10 protein-coding genes and 3 pseudogenes are annotated in these 16,078 nt (G+C 69.7%); 6 read left to right on the top strand and 7 right to left on the bottom strand.

Annotated elements, in window-relative coordinates; all coding sequences use genetic code 11:
* Positions 1 to 15: 15 nt before the first annotated feature.
* From AVL59_RS55990 to AVL59_RS56300, 3 genes and pseudogenes are all read right to left on the bottom strand, one after another.
* Positions 16 to 423 (bottom strand): hypothetical protein, encoded by a 408-nt coding sequence (locus AVL59_RS55990; protein WP_067302054.1) that lies wholly within the window; start codon positions 421 to 423, stop codon positions 16 to 18.
* Complete coding sequence (locus tag AVL59_RS55985) at positions 404 to 973, bottom strand: site-specific integrase (RefSeq protein WP_067302051.1); 570 nt, start codon at positions 971 to 973, stop codon at positions 404 to 406. Before AVL59_RS55985 ends, AVL59_RS55990 begins: the two co-directional genes overlap by 20 nt.
* A 303-nt stretch (positions 974 to 1,276) precedes the next feature.
* Positions 1,277 to 1,573: pseudogene (locus tag AVL59_RS56300) on the bottom strand (hypothetical protein); the annotation flags it as partial.
* 30 nt (positions 1,574 to 1,603) lie between these two features.
* Between AVL59_RS56300 and AVL59_RS10705 the strand changes: the two are divergent.
* From AVL59_RS10705 to AVL59_RS54055, 4 genes and pseudogenes are all read left to right on the top strand, one after another.
* Positions 1,604 to 3,124, top strand: coding sequence for an FAD-dependent monooxygenase (locus AVL59_RS10705; protein ID WP_067302049.1), 1,521 nt, complete (start codon positions 1,604 to 1,606; stop codon positions 3,122 to 3,124).
* A gap of 395 nt (positions 3,125 to 3,519) precedes the next feature.
* The gene (locus AVL59_RS10700) at positions 3,520 to 4,734 is read left to right on the top strand and encodes an FAD-dependent oxidoreductase (protein ID WP_067302046.1); all 1,215 of its coding nucleotides are present in this window, start codon (positions 3,520 to 3,522) and stop codon (positions 4,732 to 4,734) included.
* A 274-nt stretch (positions 4,735 to 5,008) separates the two neighbouring features.
* Positions 5,009 to 6,151 carry an FAD-dependent oxidoreductase gene (locus AVL59_RS10695; RefSeq protein WP_067302043.1) on the top strand — a complete coding sequence of 381 codons (1,143 nt, stop codon included), beginning with the start codon at positions 5,009 to 5,011 and terminating at the stop codon, positions 6,149 to 6,151.
* Between the two features lie 99 nt (positions 6,152 to 6,250).
* Positions 6,251 to 6,505: pseudogene (locus AVL59_RS54055) on the top strand (P-type ATPase actuator domain-containing protein); the annotation flags it as partial.
* 370 nt (positions 6,506 to 6,875) lie between these two features.
* Here AVL59_RS54055 and AVL59_RS10690 read toward each other — a convergent pair.
* From AVL59_RS10690 to AVL59_RS55980, 3 genes are all read right to left on the bottom strand, one after another.
* A complete protein-coding gene (locus tag AVL59_RS10690) occupies positions 6,876 to 9,314 on the bottom strand; it encodes an ATP-binding SpoIIE family protein phosphatase (RefSeq protein WP_079146629.1) in 2,439 nt (812 codons plus the stop codon).
* 67 nt (positions 9,315 to 9,381) lie between these two features.
* Positions 9,382 to 11,844 (bottom strand): SpoIIE family protein phosphatase, encoded by a 2,463-nt coding sequence (locus AVL59_RS10685; RefSeq protein ID WP_067302040.1) that lies wholly within the window; start codon positions 11,842 to 11,844, stop codon positions 9,382 to 9,384.
* Between the two features lie 324 nt (positions 11,845 to 12,168).
* Positions 12,169 to 12,732, bottom strand: a complete 564-nt coding sequence (locus AVL59_RS55980; protein ID WP_067302037.1) for a diacylglycerol/lipid kinase family protein — start codon at positions 12,730 to 12,732, stop codon at positions 12,169 to 12,171.
* 935 nt (positions 12,733 to 13,667) lie between these two features.
* Here AVL59_RS55980 and AVL59_RS10675 point away from each other — a divergent pair.
* Together AVL59_RS10675 and AVL59_RS56295 are read left to right on the top strand one after the other, a co-directional pair.
* Entirely contained in the window at positions 13,668 to 14,771 is a 1,104-nt protein-coding gene (locus AVL59_RS10675) for an AI-2E family transporter (protein WP_067302035.1), read from the top strand.
* Positions 14,772 to 14,974: 203 nt separating this feature from the next.
* A pseudogene (locus AVL59_RS56295) lies at positions 14,975 to 15,120 on the top strand (IS256 family transposase); the annotation flags it as partial.
* A 237-nt stretch (positions 15,121 to 15,357) separates the two neighbouring features.
* Here AVL59_RS56295 and AVL59_RS10670 read toward each other — a convergent pair.
* Complete coding sequence (locus AVL59_RS10670) at positions 15,358 to 16,035, bottom strand: HdeD family acid-resistance protein (RefSeq protein ID WP_067302033.1); 678 nt, start codon at positions 16,033 to 16,035, stop codon at positions 15,358 to 15,360.
* Positions 16,036 to 16,078: the final 43 nt, after the last annotated feature.

Raw genomic sequence — 16,078 nt, 5'->3', positions numbered from 1 at the left:
GTCACGTCTCCCCACTCAGCCGACGTACAGCACGCCGGGACGACTCCAGGCTGGCCCGCTCCGGATCCCCCTTCGCGGTAGCCAGGTAACCCACCGTTGTGGTCGGCCACTCGTGCCCCAATAGCACCTGAACATCCCAAAGCGGCATCCCGACTCGTAGTTATGCGTCGCACAGGCATGCCGCAGCAGATGCGGGAAAAGCACCGTCACCGTGCCCTTCAAATGCGCGAGCGAGGCACGGCGCAGCGCACGCCGGAAGGTATCGGCATGCATCGGCGGCGCGATCCCCACGTCCGCGCCGAGCGCGGACGGCAACCGCTCGGACGGGAACAGCGGAGCGTAGGGGTCCAGCGCGTCGTCGGGGAAAAGGCCCCGGATCTCCTCGCTGTACCACCACAGCAGTTCACGGCCCTCGGCGAACATGAATGCCTCCCGCTCGCGCGGCCCCGAGCCGCGAGCCCCCTTGCCCCGCACCAGGAAGCGGCCCCCACTGGCCGTTGTCCCAGTGCAGATCGCCGAGCCGGACCAGGCACAGCTCGGTCGCACGTACTCCCGAGATGTAGGCGGTCTTCGCCATCACGTAGTTGCGGACCGCCACTGGGTACTTGCGCGCCGAGCACAGTTCTTGGCGCCATGAGGTGAAGAAGGCCTTCATCTCCGTCCGGGACGGCGGGATCCGCAGCCCGAAGTCCCCGCGATGACGGGGCCGGTTGAAGGCATCGACCGGCGACTCCACCGCCGCCCCGAACCGGCGCAGGATCTCGTCGGCGTAGCGCTGTTCGAGGAACGCGAAGTACTGGTCGACGCTGGTGATCTTCTTGCGGATCGTGGTGTGGCCCCGCCTGCCCGGCCCGGCGAAGTACTGGTCCAGTGGCCGAGACGACAGCTCCCACGGCAGAACGCCGTAGAACGTGCACACCTCGATCACGGGCTGCACCAGCTGATTCAGCGTCGTCGCCGCGAGCCCCGCCATCCCTTGCCGATTCGGCAATCCTCGGATGTCTCGGCCGCTCGGAACGCCGCCGCGGTCACTTCGCGCTGCGGGACGCCGACGCGCCCGGGATGGCGGTAGCCCGCATCGGCCGCCCCCGTCTCCCCCGCCCACGGGGAGCCGGCGGGGCGAGCCCGAGCGGGCTCCGGCACCGATCGGCTCAGTCTGCCGGCGGCACGGACGGCCGCGCGCTGCACGTCTAAGAGCCTTCAGCCGTTGCTCGTCGGCGATCACGAAGGTCTCCCCGTCGACAGCCGCGGGGTTGTCGAGGATGCGGACGTAGGCGTCGGCGAGGTCGTCGACATGGACCCAGCTCCAGCGCTTGTCGGTGTCGCCGTAGAAGACGGAGCTGCCCGCCCCGTGACGACAGTGATCGCTTGGCCGTCGCAGAGCCGACTTCACGCCAGGAATCGAACGGGACAGTCCCCGGGGTTGGGACCTGTAAAGCCTCCTCCTGGCTGATCGGCGCTTTGACCAGGGGGGATCGAGCGGCGTAGCCGTGGTGTCGGTGTCATATCGGGGGCTGTCGGTCCGATGTCGGTGGGGTCTGGCACGTTTCGAGAGGTCCTGCCGGGTGCCCATCCGGCTGTGGGTTGGGGAAGGGGATCTCTTGTGCATGACGTAGTGATCGTGGGCGCTGGCCCGGTCGGTCTGTTCCTTGCCTGCGAGCTGGGCCTCGCGGGCTGCTCTGTCCTGGTGCTCGAGCGCGAGCCGGGACCCCACTCTCCGTTCAAGGCGGAGCCGCTCGGGATGCGGGGCCTGTCCGCCGCATCGGTCGAGGCGTTCTACCGCCGTGGGATGCTGCACCAGGTTCTGACGGCGTCGGGCGTCCACGACGATCCCGGCGCGGACCCCGACGCGGACGAGCCGTCAGCCCCTCGTCACGGTGGCCACTTCGCCGGCATGGTGCTCGATCCGGCCAAGGTCGACGTGGCCGCCCTGCCGTACCGGCTTTCCAGCCCGGCACCGCAGGGCCTGTTGACCTACCTCGAATCGGTCGAGGCCGTGCTGTCCGAGCAGGCGTCCAAGCTCGGAGTGGAGATCAAGCGCGGCGTCACGGTCTCCGCCATCGCCCAGAACGACGAGGGCGTGGTCGCGGGGGCCGGCGCGGACGAGTACGCGGCGCACTGGCTCGTCGGCTGCGACGGCGGACGCAGTACGGTGCGTGGGCTCGCCGGCTTCGAATTCGCCGGCACCGAGCCGCAGTTCACCGGCTACAGCATGCACGCCACCGTCGCCGATCCCGAGAAGCTGCGCCCCGGGTTCAATCTGACGCCGACGGGCATGTACCTCCAGCCGCCCAACGACGGGCAGATCGGCATGATGGACTTCGACGGCGGCGCCTTCGATCGCTCGCAGCCGCCGACTCTCGACCATCTCCAGGCGGTTCTGCGCCGTGTGTCCGGCACCGACGTGACACTGAGCGAGGTCCATCTCGTCTCGACCTTCACCGATCGGGCGATGCAGACGACGACCTACCGGCAGGGACGCGTCCTGCTCGCGGGCGACGCCGCTCACATCCACTCCCCCCTTGGCGGGCAGGGACTCAACACCGGCATCGGCGACGCCATGAACCTGGGTTGGAAGCTCGCGGCGACGGTGCACGGGTACGCGCCCGACGGGATTCTCGACACCTACACCAGCGAGCGCCGTCCGATCGCCGAAAAGGTGCTCGACTGGTCGCGCGCCCAGGTGGCGGCCATGCGGCCGGACCCACATGCCCAAGCGATCCAAGGAGTGATACGCGACCTGATCGGGACCCGTGACGGAGCGACGTACGTGTTCGAGAGGACATCGGGATCGTCGATCCGTTACGACCTTGGCGGCGAGCATCCACTGGTCGGCCGCAACGCCCCGGATTTTCGCCTCGCGAACGGCCCTCGCCTCGGCGACCTGATGCGGGACGGACGGGGCGTCGCGCTCGATTTCAGCACCGACCGATGCCTGCGCGGTTCAGCGGTGGGCTGGGAGAGCCGGATGCGGTATGTGGCCGGTCCGGCGAGAAACGATCTCGGATTGGATGCCGTGCTGGTCCGACCCGACGGCGTCGTCGTCTGGGCGGGTGATCGCACTCCTGATCGTGAAGCGTTTGAGCAGGCCGCCAGCCGTTGGTTCGGTGGTCCGGAAATCTGAGTGAGTGGCTGTCTGCGACCCCTGAGCTGAAGATTTGCCCGGCTCAGGGGTCGAACAGTGCTTATCGCCGACGCCCTCCAGGTACGCGGCGCCGACGACGCCACCGCAGAACTGGCTGCCGCGGAGGGCGTCCTTGCCTTCAGCACCGCCTTGGCGCGGACGTCGATGTCAGGGACCTCCGGTCGGATGGCCGCCCCGCCGCCCACTTCGCGGCGGGGCGGAGGGTATTGGCCCACCCGGGGGCTTGCCAATGAACCTGTGCTAGCGTTTTTGGCGGACGTACGAAAGTCACGGTCCGGTAGGTAGTCCGGATGGCGAACAGTCGCTCGTACGGTGCCCGTTGAGGCACGTCCGGTGCGTCCCTTTTCGTTTCATGATCGAGAAGGGACACGACTGTGTCGGATCTGCGTGTCATCATCGCTGGGGGCGGCCTGGGCGGCCTGGCCCTCGCGCAGGGCCTCCACCAGGCGGGGATCAGCGTCGCCGTCTACGAGAAGGACCCCAGCCCGGGTTTCCGCAACCAGGGCTACCGCATCCGGATCAACTCCGACGGCATCACCGCCCTCAGGGCCGTGCTGACCCCGCAGGCGTACGAGGTGTTCGCGGCCACCGCCGCAACCCCCGGGCCGCGCATGGACACCTTCGACCACCAGCTGAACCTGCTGCACGCCCAGGCACTCCCGCCCGTCCCGGGCCTGCCCGGCGGCGGTCACCTGGCGGTGAACCGGATGACGCTCCGCCAGATCCTGCTGTCCGGCCTGGACAAGGCCGTGCACTACGGCGCCCGGCTCACCCACTACGACAACAACGCCTCGGGCTCGGTGACCGCGCACTTCGCGGACGGCACCAGTGTCTCCGGCGACGTGCTGATCGGTGCCGACGGGGTCAACTCGGCGGTCCGCAAGCAGTACCTGCCCAAGGCGCAGGTCGTCGATGCCGGACTGCGGCTGCTCTACGGCAAGGTGCCTTTCGCCTCCGACGAGGCCCGAGTGTCGGTCCCGCCCGAGCTGCTCGGGCTGTGGACCACCGTGGTCGGTCCGGAACGGCGCTTCGTCGGACTCGCCCCCGTGCAGTACCGCGAGCCGATGCACGAGGTGACGGCCCGGCTGGCGCCCGGCGTCGAGCTCGGCGACGACAGCGACTACCTCGCGTGCGTCTTCGGTGCTCGCCGGGAGCAGTTCCCCTGCAGCGACGCGGAGTTGTTCGCCATGACCGGCGCGGAACTACAGGCGCTGACGTTGTCCCTGGTAGAGGGCTGGCACCCTGGGCTGGTCGAGACCGTGTCCCGCCAGGATCCCGCCTCGATCTTCCCGGTCTCGGTGCGCACCAGTGTGCCCGTCGCCGCCTGGGAGACGACCGCGGTCACCCTGCTGGGCGATGCCATCCATGTCATGAGCCCTGCCATCGGCGTCGGCGCGAACACGGCACTGCGTGACGCCCGCGTCCTGACCGGCCGTCTCGTCCAGGCCGTCGGCGGTCGGCCGCTCGCCGAGGCCCTGCACGCCTACGAGGAAGAGATGCTCGGGTACGGCTTCGACGCCGTGCGCGACTCGGCCGCCCGCGGACACCGCCTGGTGAGCCAGGACCCACTGCCCTCCCCGCAGGCATAGGCGCAGGCGTCGGCCGGTTCGGCGCCCGACCGCACACCGACCCGCGCGTACCGGTGGCGGGCGCAGGAAGGAACCCCGCCTCGCGGCGCCCCGCAGGCGCCCGCGCGTCGGTGCCGGTCGCGGTGTCGGTCATGCCAGGACTCTACCCCCATCGATTGACCAACTTAAAAAGTTGCCTCGTTGCACTTATTGAGTTGTTGTGCTCTTCTGGAGCGGCGGACGTCCGGCACGCCCCCGTCCGCCGCTCCCCTCCACCCGAAAGGTGTGATCAGCCATGCCCACCCCCCGCATCGCCATCATCGGCGCCGGCCCCGGCGGCCTGACCTGCGCCCGCATCCTGCAGCAACACGGCATCACCGCGGCCGTCCACGACCTGGACGCCTCCCGCACTGTCCGCAGCCAGGGCGGCACCCTCGACATGCACCCCGACTCCGGACAGCACGCCCTGCGCGAGGCCGGCCTCTGGGAAGCCTTCCTCACCCAGGCCCGTCCCGAAGGCAAGCAGATGCGCCTGGTCGGCCGCGACGGCCGCATCCTGTTCGACGCGATCCCGCCCGAGGCCGACACCACCGAAGGCAACCCCGAGATCGACCGCGGACAGCTCCGTGACCTCCTCCTCGACTCCCTCAAGCCCGACACCGTGCGCTGGGGACACAAACTCATCCGTGCCGAAGCCCTCGGCAACGGCACCCACCGCCTGCACTTCACCGACGGCACCAGCACCGACGCCGACCTCGTCGTCGGAGCCGACGGCGCCTGGTCCAAGGTCCGCCGCCTCCTGTCCGACGCGACGCCCCGCTACACCGGCGTCACCTTCGTCGAGACCGGCCTCAACGACGCCGACACCCGACACCTCCGCCTCGCCGAACTCACGGGCAACGGCACCATGATGGCCCTCGACAACAATCTGGGCTTCGTCGCCCAGCGCAACAGCGGCGGACACATCCGCGTCTACGTCGGCATGCGCACCGAAGAGGACTGGCACCAGCGGACCGGCCTCGACCTCACCGACACCGCCGCCGTACGCGAGGCCCTCCTCAAGAAGTTCACCGGCTGGAGCCCCGACCTGCTCGACTTCATCACCCGCACCGACACCGGCTACACCAACCGGCCCCTGTTCGCCCTGCCCGTCCCTCACACCTGGGCCCACACCCCCGGCGTCACCCTCCTCGGCGACGCTGCCCACCTCATGTCCCCCTTCTCCGGCATGGGCGCCAACCTCGCCATGCTCGACGGCGCCGACCTCGCCCACGCCCTCGTCAAGAGCCCCACCATCGACGACGCCATCCACGCCTACGAAGTCCTCCTGCAGCCGCGCTCCGTCGCAGCAGCCGAAGGAGCCGCAGAAGGCATCAACAGTGCCTTCGCCCACGACAGCGCCACCCAGACCCTCGCCCACATGACCCAGCACCACTGACACCGCATCACCGCCGCGCGCCGCCACATGAGCGGCCGTCTGCGGAGCGGGAATCGGCCAGGTGATGGATGGCGCGCTGCTCATCTTCACCTTCGCGACCGCGTGCTGGACAGGGCGAGCGAGGTCGACCGGGCCACCTACCGGTGAGTCACTCCCGGGCGGCGCGGAGCCGGGTGACGAGGTGTTCGCCGGCGCCCTCGACGGCACCGCGCACTGCGGGTCACAGTGGAACGCGACGCCTCGGACTCCGTGATCGCCCGGATCGCGCAGACGGTCGAGGAAGCCTCCGAGGCCAACGCTCCCACACGGCTGTTCATCGAGAAGGTCGAACAGCGCTGTTCGATCGGCATGGTGGCGACCATGCCGACCGACTCGCTGCGGCGGATTCAGGCATCACGCCGCACTCCGCACGGTGTACCCGCCCGGGACTCCAAAAGAGGTCGAGAGGCCCTATCAGATCCACGAACGCACAGGTCAGAGGCCCTTTGCCGAAGGTTCAAGAATGGCAACGCACTCCACATGATGCGTCATCGGAAAGATGTTGACTTGATCAGAGCACGCAAAAGACCAGGTCAGGCCCAGTTTTTCGGTCGGCCGTCCCGCTTGCGGGCGCCCAGAGCGTCAAACGAGCGTCACGGCCGGCGGTCAATTCTCCGGCCGCCACAACGGAGTCATGCCTTCCGACTCCCTTGCATGTGCCGAGTGTGATGGCCACTGGGCGTGATCAGTGGGCGCACGCGATGGGCTGTTCGGACCAGATGGTCTTGCGGTTCTGGCCATGGCGGCAGCCCCAGCGCTCGGCGAGTTGGGCAACGAGGAACAGGCCGCGTCCTCCCTCGTCGGTGGTACGGGCGCGGCGCAGGCGAGGTTGGGCGCTGCTGGAGTCGGTGACCTCACAGACCAGAACGTGGTGGCGGATCAGTCGCAGCTCCGCCGGCGGACGACCGTAGCGGATCGCGTTGGTGACCAGCTCACTGACGATGAGTTCGGTGGTGATCACAAGAGCGTCCAACCCCCATGCGGTGAGTTGGCGGGTCGCCCATGCCCGGGCGTCCGAGACAGCAGCCGGATCGGCTGGTATCTGCCAGTGAGCGGTGTCCTCGCCCGGTACGGCGCGGGTACGTGCCAGCAGCAGGGTCGCGTCGTCACGCGGTGCTTCGTCCACCAGATCGGCGAGGAGCGCCCTGCCGGTCTCGTCCAGAGCGCGGTCCGGGCGGCAGGAGGTGGCGAGCGCATCGGTCAGCCGCCCAAGCCCGTCGCCGACGTCGTGAGCGCCTCGGTGGACCAGGCCGTCGGTGTAGAGCGCGAGGACGCTGCCCGGTTCGAGCTCGATCGTCGTGGTCTCGTACGGCATGCCGCAGACGGCAAGAGGTGGCCCCGGGAGAAGTTCGACGGCTTCGGCACTCCCGTCGGGCCGCACGAGCACGGGCGGCGGATGCCCGGCACTGGCCATGGCGCAGCGCCGTGTGACCGGGTCGTAGACCGCGTACAGGCAGCTGGCGCCCATGACGTCGTGATCGCCGGGTGGCGCTTCCGCCGCGAGGCGCTGGACCAGGTCGGCAATCCGGGTGAGCAATTCGTCCGGTTCCGGTTCTAGGTCGGCGAGGGTCTGGATGGCGGCGCGCAGACGGCCCATGGTGGCACTGGCGGGTATGCCGTGGCCGATCACGTCTCCGGCGACGAGGGCCAGCCGGAGAGAGGGCAGGGGTATGGCGTCGTACCAGTCGCCTCTGGTGCCCGCGCCACGGCCTGTGGGCAGGTAGACGCCGGCGGTCTCGGCTGCCGGCGTGTCGGTCGTGGCCGGGGGAAGGAGTCTTTGCTGCAGGGCCATGGCCGCTCTGTGCTCGCGCGTGTAGCGGCGGGCGTTGTCGATGGCGAGCGCTCCCCGTGAGGCGATCTGCCGCATGAGATCCGTCTCGTCCGCGGTGAACGGGTCGGACGGGACGGTGCGCCAGACCACGATCGCGCCGAGGGTGAGGCCGCGGGCGTGCAGCGGTGCCACCATCACCGCGTGGGTGTCGTGCGGGAGGAGCTGCTCGGCCGGCTGTGGGCTGCCGATCAGGGCGATGTAGTCGTCCCGGCCGTAGACGACCGTCTCGCCGCGTTGGAAGCGGCGCAGAAGGGGGTGGTCGGACAGGGGTGGGACGAGGTTGCCGCGCTGGATGCCAGGCGGCCACGCAGCTGTGGCGGGAGCCAGGGCCGCGTTGCGCAGATGCAGATCTCCTCCGCCCAGCCGTTCGCCGGGTTCGTCACCGTCGAAGACGGCCCGCGCAAGGTCGACTGCTGCGAGATCGCCGAAGGCGGGTACGAGGACGTCCGCGAGGTCCTGCGCGGTGCGCACGATGTCCCGGGATTCTCCCACGCGTTCGGCAACCTCGCGGGAGAGATCCAGGTGGCGGCGGGCACGCAGTTGGTCGGTGTCGTCCATGTACAGGGCTGCGACCCCGGCGGGGCGTCCTCGCGCGTCCTCCAGACGGAAGGCGGACAGCGACAGCGCGTGCCGCGGCACCGGATGGTGCCGCCAGCTCACGTGCTGGTTCCTGCCGAGCACCGGGATGCCCGTTTCGAGTACCTGGCGCAGTACCGCCTCGATGCTCTGGGCGTCCTCGGCGCACAGCACGTCGCCCAGCCGGGCGCCCGGCTGTACGGGACGGGGATCGGGAGTGTCCGGCACGGCGTTCGTCTGCACGGTGGTGAGATCCGTGTCGTGCAGAGCGATCGTGATCCCGCTCTGTGCGGACAGTGCACGCAGGAGCGCGGCGCCGTGCTGGTGGTCGGCGACGTGAGGAGTGGGGGCCGCGAGCACGAGGAAGTCCGCCGAGCCGTTCACCCGTGTGGTCCGGAACGTGACCTCGATCGTGGTGCCGCACCGGTGTCGCAGTCGTACCCGGCCGGTCGCCGGCCATTGCGTGGCCCTGCGCGGGTCGAGCGGGAGGTCGGCCACGAGTTCCCGCACGGGGCGGCCGTGGACCTCGTCGGCGCAGAACCCGGTCAGCTCCTGTGCTGTGCCGGTCCACCCCACCACCGTGCCTCGGTCGTCGAGCACGGCAGCGGCCAGCCCGTCGAAGGCGGGCGGCCTGCCGCCGGGGCCGGCGCCGGAGACGCTCGTCGCTCCTTGGGAGGCGCCTGCCGGGTCGGCGTTTTCAGCATTCGATGTGTCCATGTCTCTGGCTTCCATGACGTGGATCCGCGGCTACGGCAGAAGGGGATCCTGTGGCGGCTGTCGGGGTTCAGCGGGCGCCGGCTCGGGACGGCAGGTCTTGTTCGGCCCAGACGACCTTGCCGTCTGCCGCGGAGCGGGAACCGCACCTGCGCGACAGCCGAGCAACGAGGTAAAGACCGCGGCCCTGCTCGTCGAGAGTGCCGGGATGGCGGGGGCGCGGCTGACCGGTGTTGGTGTCGGAGACTTCGCAGGTGAGGACCCGGTGCTGGATGAGCCGTAGGCGGATCGGGCCGTCGCCGTGGCGGATCGCGTTGGTGACCAGTTCGCTGACGATCGACTGCACGGGCGTCACAAGCCGCTCCAGACCCCATTCACGGAGTTGGCGGGCGGCCAGATGCCGGGCCGTCGGGACGGTGACGAGTTCGTTCGGCAGATCCCAGGAGGCGACCTGGGCGGGTCGCAGTGCGCGCGTCCGCGCCAGGAGCAAGGTGACGTCGTCGGCCGGTGCCTGCGGCGACAAGGTCTCCATCACCCGCGAGCACAGGTCCTCCAGGGACGTGCCCGGCCGGGCCAGGGCGGCGCCCAGACGCCGCAGGCCGACGTCGATGTCCTCGCCGCGGGACTCCACCAGGCCGTCGGAGTAGAAGGCGAGCACGCTTCCTTCGGGCAGGTCCAGTTCCACGGACTCGAAAGGCACCAGGCCGAGACCGAGGCCGAGCGGGGCCCCGGCGGGCAGGTCGGGGACGGTGACCCCGCCCTGCGCGTCGACGACCAGGGGCGGCGGATGCCCAGCCCGCGCCAGCGTGCACCGTCGGGAGACCGGGTCGTAGACGGCGTACAGACAGGTGGCACCGACCACCGCGGAGACCTGGTCGGAGTCGTCGGCGTCCTCGTCGTTCAGCCGACGGACCGTGTCGTCGAGGTGCGCCAGCAGTGCGTCCGGGGGCAGGTCGAGGTCCGCGAGCGTGCGCACGGCGGTGCGCAGCCTTCCCATGGTCGCCGCGGCGTTGATGCCGTGGCCCACCACATCGCCGACGACCAGGGCCACCCGGGCGCCCGACAGCTCGATCACGTCGAACCAGTCGCCCCCCACACCGTGGTCCAGGTCGGCCGGCACATAGCGCGAGGCGACCTCGACGGCGGCACCGCCCTGCACCCGGTGAGGGAGCAGGTCGCGTTGCAGCGTGAGGGCGGCAGTGCGCTCACGCGCGTACTGGAGCGCGTTGTCCAGGCAGAGTGCGGCCCGGGTGACCAGTTCCTCGGCGAGGAGCAGGTCGTCCTCCTGGAACGGCGTCTGTTCCACGGAGCGGCCGAACAGCGCCAGTCCCAGTACGCAGCGCCGCGCGCGGATGGGTACGACCATCAGCGAGTGGACGCCGCTGTCGCGTACCTTCTGCGCACGCGTCGGGTCGTGGTCGACCCAGGGGCCGGCATGGGTGTCCAGCACCGGTTCCAGGTGAGACCTGCCCGTGCGCAGGACGGCGGCGAACGACGAGGCCGGGGGGACGTGGATCACCTCTTCACGCACCGCCGGCAACTCCAGGACACCCTGGTCGACGGAGGCCACCCCGGCACGGCGCAGCACGGGGCGGCGGCCGCTCGTCGTGCCGATCCGTGCGGCCGGCTCGAGTCCGAACGGAACCGACTCCACCAGGTCGACGACGACGTGGTCGGCCAGCAGGGGCACGGTGAGCTCTGCCAGTTCCTGCGCGGTCTGCATCACGTCGAGGGTGCTCCCGATGTGTGTGCTGGCCTCGCTGAGGATGGCCAGGCGCTCGCGCGCCCGCCGGTTCCCGGTGACGTCCACGATCATGGAGCACACGCCCAGCGGCGTGCCGTCCGCGCCTTGGAGACAGAAGAACGAGGCGGAGAACGCGTGCTCACGGGGCCGGTCCTCAGGCGGCCACGCCCGGTACTCGTGCACCGTCGTCGTGCCGCTCTCCAGCACCTGCCGCATCACCACCTCGAGCGCTTCGGCCTCGACGGCGGGCAGTGAGTCCTTCAGACCGCACCCGAAGCGTCGGTGACGAGGAACGCCGTCGTGCCGCTCCATGGCGTCGTTCACCCAGACACAGCGCAGCTGCGAGTCGTAGACGACGATGCCGATCGGGGCTCGGGCAAGGAGCGACTCCCGCACCGGTCCGTTGGCAGGCCCCGAGGACAGGGAACCTATGTCCGTCACGGACACCAGCCACCGGGTGCCGGCGTCCTGTCCCCGCAGCAGCGAGACCCGCAGCGTCATCCTGAGCGTGTGACCGTCGCGGTGGCGTATGGCCGCGGTGCCGGACCAGCCGCCCCGCGCACGGCACTGCTCGGAGAACGCCAAGGCCCTCCGGGCGTCCTCGGGAGGCGGCAGCACGTGTACGACGGACCGGCCCACCACCTCCCCGGCCGCATAGCCGACAAGCTGCTGAGCGGCGTGCGTCCACCCCACGACGATGCCCTCGGCATCGATCATCGCTATCGCGGCATCGGGCACCTCAGGAAGGCTCACCGGCTCGGCGAGGAGGGTTTGGTCGGTGTTGGTCATCGCGGTCCGTCCCATCGGTGCGGAAGTAAGAGCGTCGGCATGTGGCCCGGCGGTCCTGTGTGCAGCCGTGGTGAACGGCGATGTCCCGGTGAGCGGCACACGGTGCGGTTTGTGTCGTATCAGAGCAATTCGTCCATTTCTGATGAAATAATCAGATGTAATCGCTTAGACGTCAAGACCCTCATGCATGATCGAACAATCAGAAATGCGGGTTGCAGCTCACGGGGCTTCAAAAGGTCCGCATCCCGCAGACACCGGTCCGCGGGATGGGCGCCGAGTGGTCGGGGCATTTGGTGTGGCGGCCAGGAACAGCTCGCCCGAGGCTCAGACCACCCGCCGGATGGCGGCCCAGCCCGGCGGTCGTCCGGCGGGCCCGGCGCCGCGACCGTGTCGGGGAACCCACACCCGCAGCGCCCGAGGACTGATGCGGCAGCGCACGGGAGTCGGCAGGCTGACGGCTTCGCCGTCCAGCCCGGCGGGGAGAGCCGGGACGGCGGCGTAGACGACGACGTCGGGCGTGGCGAGACGGGTGAGGCCGTGCGGTTGTCCGCTGCGCAGCCTCGTGGCCGTCTCGGCGGGCGTCTCCGCCCTGACGGCCAGTACTCTCAGGAGACCGGAGTCGAGGTGCGCCCGCCTGCCGGGCCCGGCCGGGTCATCCACTTGGTAAGGGTCGTTGCTCACCAGCACGGCATCCGGCCCGCCAACGGTGAGCAGCCCGGTGCGGACCACCAGCTCCGGGCCCTCGTGGCGGGCCAGGAATTCCGGAAGGATGCGCACCGCCGTGCCAAGCTTGTCGTCCCGATAAGCCGGGTCCTGCACCAGGGTGGCATAAGCACCGAACGAGACGTTGTTGACGAACGCCCGCTCGCCTGCGTATCCCAGATCCACGCGCAGCTCGACGCCGTCCGTGAGGGCCTCCAGCGCGGCTCAAGGGTCCTCACGGTCCAGGCCGAGATCCATGGCGAAGTGGTTGCGGGTACCCGCCGGAACGACCACGAAGGGCAGGCCGCTCTCCGCGGCCACCTCGGCGACAAGCGCCTGTGTACCTCTCCGCCGGCCACGCCCAGCAGATCCGCACCGTCGTCCACCGCGCGTCAGGCGACGGTCCAGGTCCTGGGGCAGGGAATGATCGATCAGGGACACCTGGGCTCCGAACGTGCGCGCTCGTTCCGCGACCCGGAACCGGCTCGCTTTCCCTCCCCCCCCGAACGCGGATTCACGATCAGATAGGGCCGCCGGTCGTCGGCCGCGGCGCGTTCTCGGTCACGGCGCGTACCCGAAAGCCGCATGCCTCAGCCGGGCGCACCTCATTGACGGCTCCGTCCGCAACCGAGCCGACGGTCCGGCGATTGCGCCTGCGGCCACCGCCACCATGACACTTCCTTCGACAGTTATGGCCTACGGCATCAGCTTGCAGCTCGGCCTGGGGATCCGCACCTGGAATACAGCGGTGCCCAGAACGCTCTCACCACCGCGGAGCCGACGCCGCGTCCCCACATGCGGGCCTGGTCGGACGGCGCACGGACCAGGATGCGCTTTTCATCCACGGCGTACGGATGAGCGCCCGGCCGGGGCCTTCTCCAGCGCCAGCCGTACGAGGCGAGAACGCCCAGGAGGTGACGGACGCGGCCGCCTCAGAAGCGATCCGTCGGGGGACGGCTGAGGCATCCATTGGTTGTCTCTGTCTCCATCCCTGGCGGCCGACGGCGACCCGCCTCAGCCCGTGCCAGAGGGTGTCACGTGCGACAGCGCAGGGAAGTATCGCCCACCGGGCGAGGAGGTCTCCTCGTTTTCCCGTGACCGGGGCTGGGCACCCGATACCCATGGCGACGCGTCCGGTTCCGGTGCGAACCATCCTCGCCACCATCGGCTTGGTGCTCGCCGCCTATGTCGTACTCGAGTTGGTGGTCCAGGCTCGTCGGGTCCTGATCTGGGCGGTCATCGCATTGTTCCTGGCCGTCTCCCTTCATCCGGCGGTCGAAGCACTGCAGCGACGGGTGCCGCGGTGCCGACGGTCGGTGGCCGCCTTGCTGGTCTTCCTGGCCGCGGCTGCGGCCGTCGGCGCGGTGGTTGCCCTGTTCGTCATCCCCCTGGCCCAGGAGGGCGGCCGGTTCGCCGGTCGCCTGCCCGCGATGATCAAGGACGCCCAGGCCGGCCGCGGGCCAGTCGGCAACCTGCTGGAGCGGGCGCACGCTCTGCGGTATGTCCAGCACCATCAGGCGCAGATCCGCGCGTTCGCCACCGGACTGAGCACGCCCGTCGCGAAGTTCCTCCGCAGTGCCGCGAGCACCGCGGCGGGCGCTCTCACGATTTTCGTCCTGGCCTATCTGATGGTGCTGGAGGGCCCCAGGGCCATAGACCGGTCGCTAGCCCTCGTGGACGAGGCTCCCGCGGCCCGCATACGCCGCGTGGGAGCCGCGTGTGCCCGTACCGTGAACGGCTATCTGACGGGGAACTTGCTGATCAGCGTCATCTGCGGGCTTCTGACCTACGTCGTGCTGCTGGTTTCCGGAGTGCCGTTCGCCGGCCTGCTGGCCCTCTTCGTCGCCGTGACCGACCTCATCCCCCTGGTGGGAGCCACCATCGGAGCTGTCGTCGCCTCCGCAGTGGCGTTCGTCCACTCCCTGCCGGCCGGCATCGGAGCCGTCGTCTTCTTCATCGTCTATCAGCAGGCTGAAAACCACCTCCTGCAACCGGTCATCCTGTCTCGGACGGTGAAACTCAACCCCCTCACCGTGCTGCTGGCCACCCTGATCGCCGCCGAAGTCGCCGGGATCCTCGGTGCCCTGCTGGCGATTCCCGTCACCGGCATCATCCAGGTCATCCTCGGTGACATCTGGGCTCACCGCGGCGGTCGGCCACTGGGACTGGCGACACGGGCGGCCAACAGCCCCGAGAACACCGACCGGTCCGACGCGCCCGGATGACGTCCCCCTGGAATCCGGCCGCCACACGCGCAGCGAGGAGTTCGCCCAGGTCGACGGCTACGCCTTTCTCCGTAAAGCGAAAGATCGTGTACGTCCCCAGGCTGACAGGCCGGTCGGGGGGTGCAGGGCGTTGACCAGCAGGAACGGACAGACCTGGCAGACAGCGAGAACCTGACTGTGTAGAGCCGGTGGAGGACAAGCCGATGGATGAGGTCGTCGAGCGGTCGATGGACCGTGCCGACGCCTCGGGAGCCGCGCTGCTAGGAGAGGACGCGCTGCTGACCGGCCCTCACCCGGGCGGTGTTCGAACGGGCCCTGGACGCCGAACTGCCTGAACACCTCGGTTGCCGCTGCGGTGGTCACACGGGGATGGCTTCTCCGGTTCTCCGGCTCGGGCGGGGCGTGAGTGCGGCCCTGATGAGTCGGTGCCCGGGATTGCCCCGCCAGTTGGGCGCGCCGCGCGACGCCAGGGTCGCCATCACGGCCGCGCCCACTGCGACGAGCGTGAAGGACCGCTCGTCGGCCGACGGCCCGCGGAGGTGGCGATGTCGCCGCTCGCCGCGTCCGGTCGCTCTGGCTCCGCCGATCAGTGCTGGGGGTGCGGACCTGCGTGGAACAGGGGGCGCCGCTGGGGGGCGGTGCCGGCAGCGAGGTGGCCGATCTCGACGCGTGTCCTGATGGCGCGGACCACTTCTGTCAGGCCGACGACAATGGCCATGACGCCCACTACCAGCGTGAGTGTCGCGATGGAGGCGAACGGCATGACGATCATCACGATGCCGGCCATGGTGCCGATGATGCCGAAGGCCACGTGCCAGCCGCGCGCCGGCATGGTCTGATCAGAGGCCGCCGCGACCGTCTCCAAGGTGCCCCGAAGCAGCCAGCTGAAGCCGATCCACAGGGCGAGCAGAAAGACCGACTCGAGGGAGCCCCGGAAGCAGATCAGTCCCAACAGGACGGAGGCCGCGCCGGTGATGAAGTGCAGTACGCGAAGATGCCGGGGGACGTGGGTGCCGAAGGCGGCGGCGAGTTGGAAGACACCGGTGGCCAGCAGGTAGACGCCGAAGAGCACGCCGACGACGCGCAGCGTCTCGCCCGGCCAGACCAGGGCGATGACGCCCAGGGCGACGGTGGCGAGGCCCATGGTGAGCAGGATCTGCCAGCCCACGTTCGCCAGGGCTGCGATGCCTTCGGCCGCAGGACCCTCTTTTGGCTCGGTGCCACGTGGCGGAACGGAACCGGGGGAATCGGAAGGAGATGTCATGGCACCTACCTCCTTCTGTGAGCAGCGTGGTCACGTCACTACA

Origin of the sequence: Streptomyces griseochromogenes (assembly GCF_001542625.1) — a bacterium.
In the GTDB taxonomy this organism is placed as follows: domain Bacteria; phylum Actinomycetota; class Actinomycetes; order Streptomycetales; family Streptomycetaceae; genus Streptomyces; species Streptomyces griseochromogenes.
This window is presented reverse-complemented; position numbering and strand designations above follow the sequence as displayed.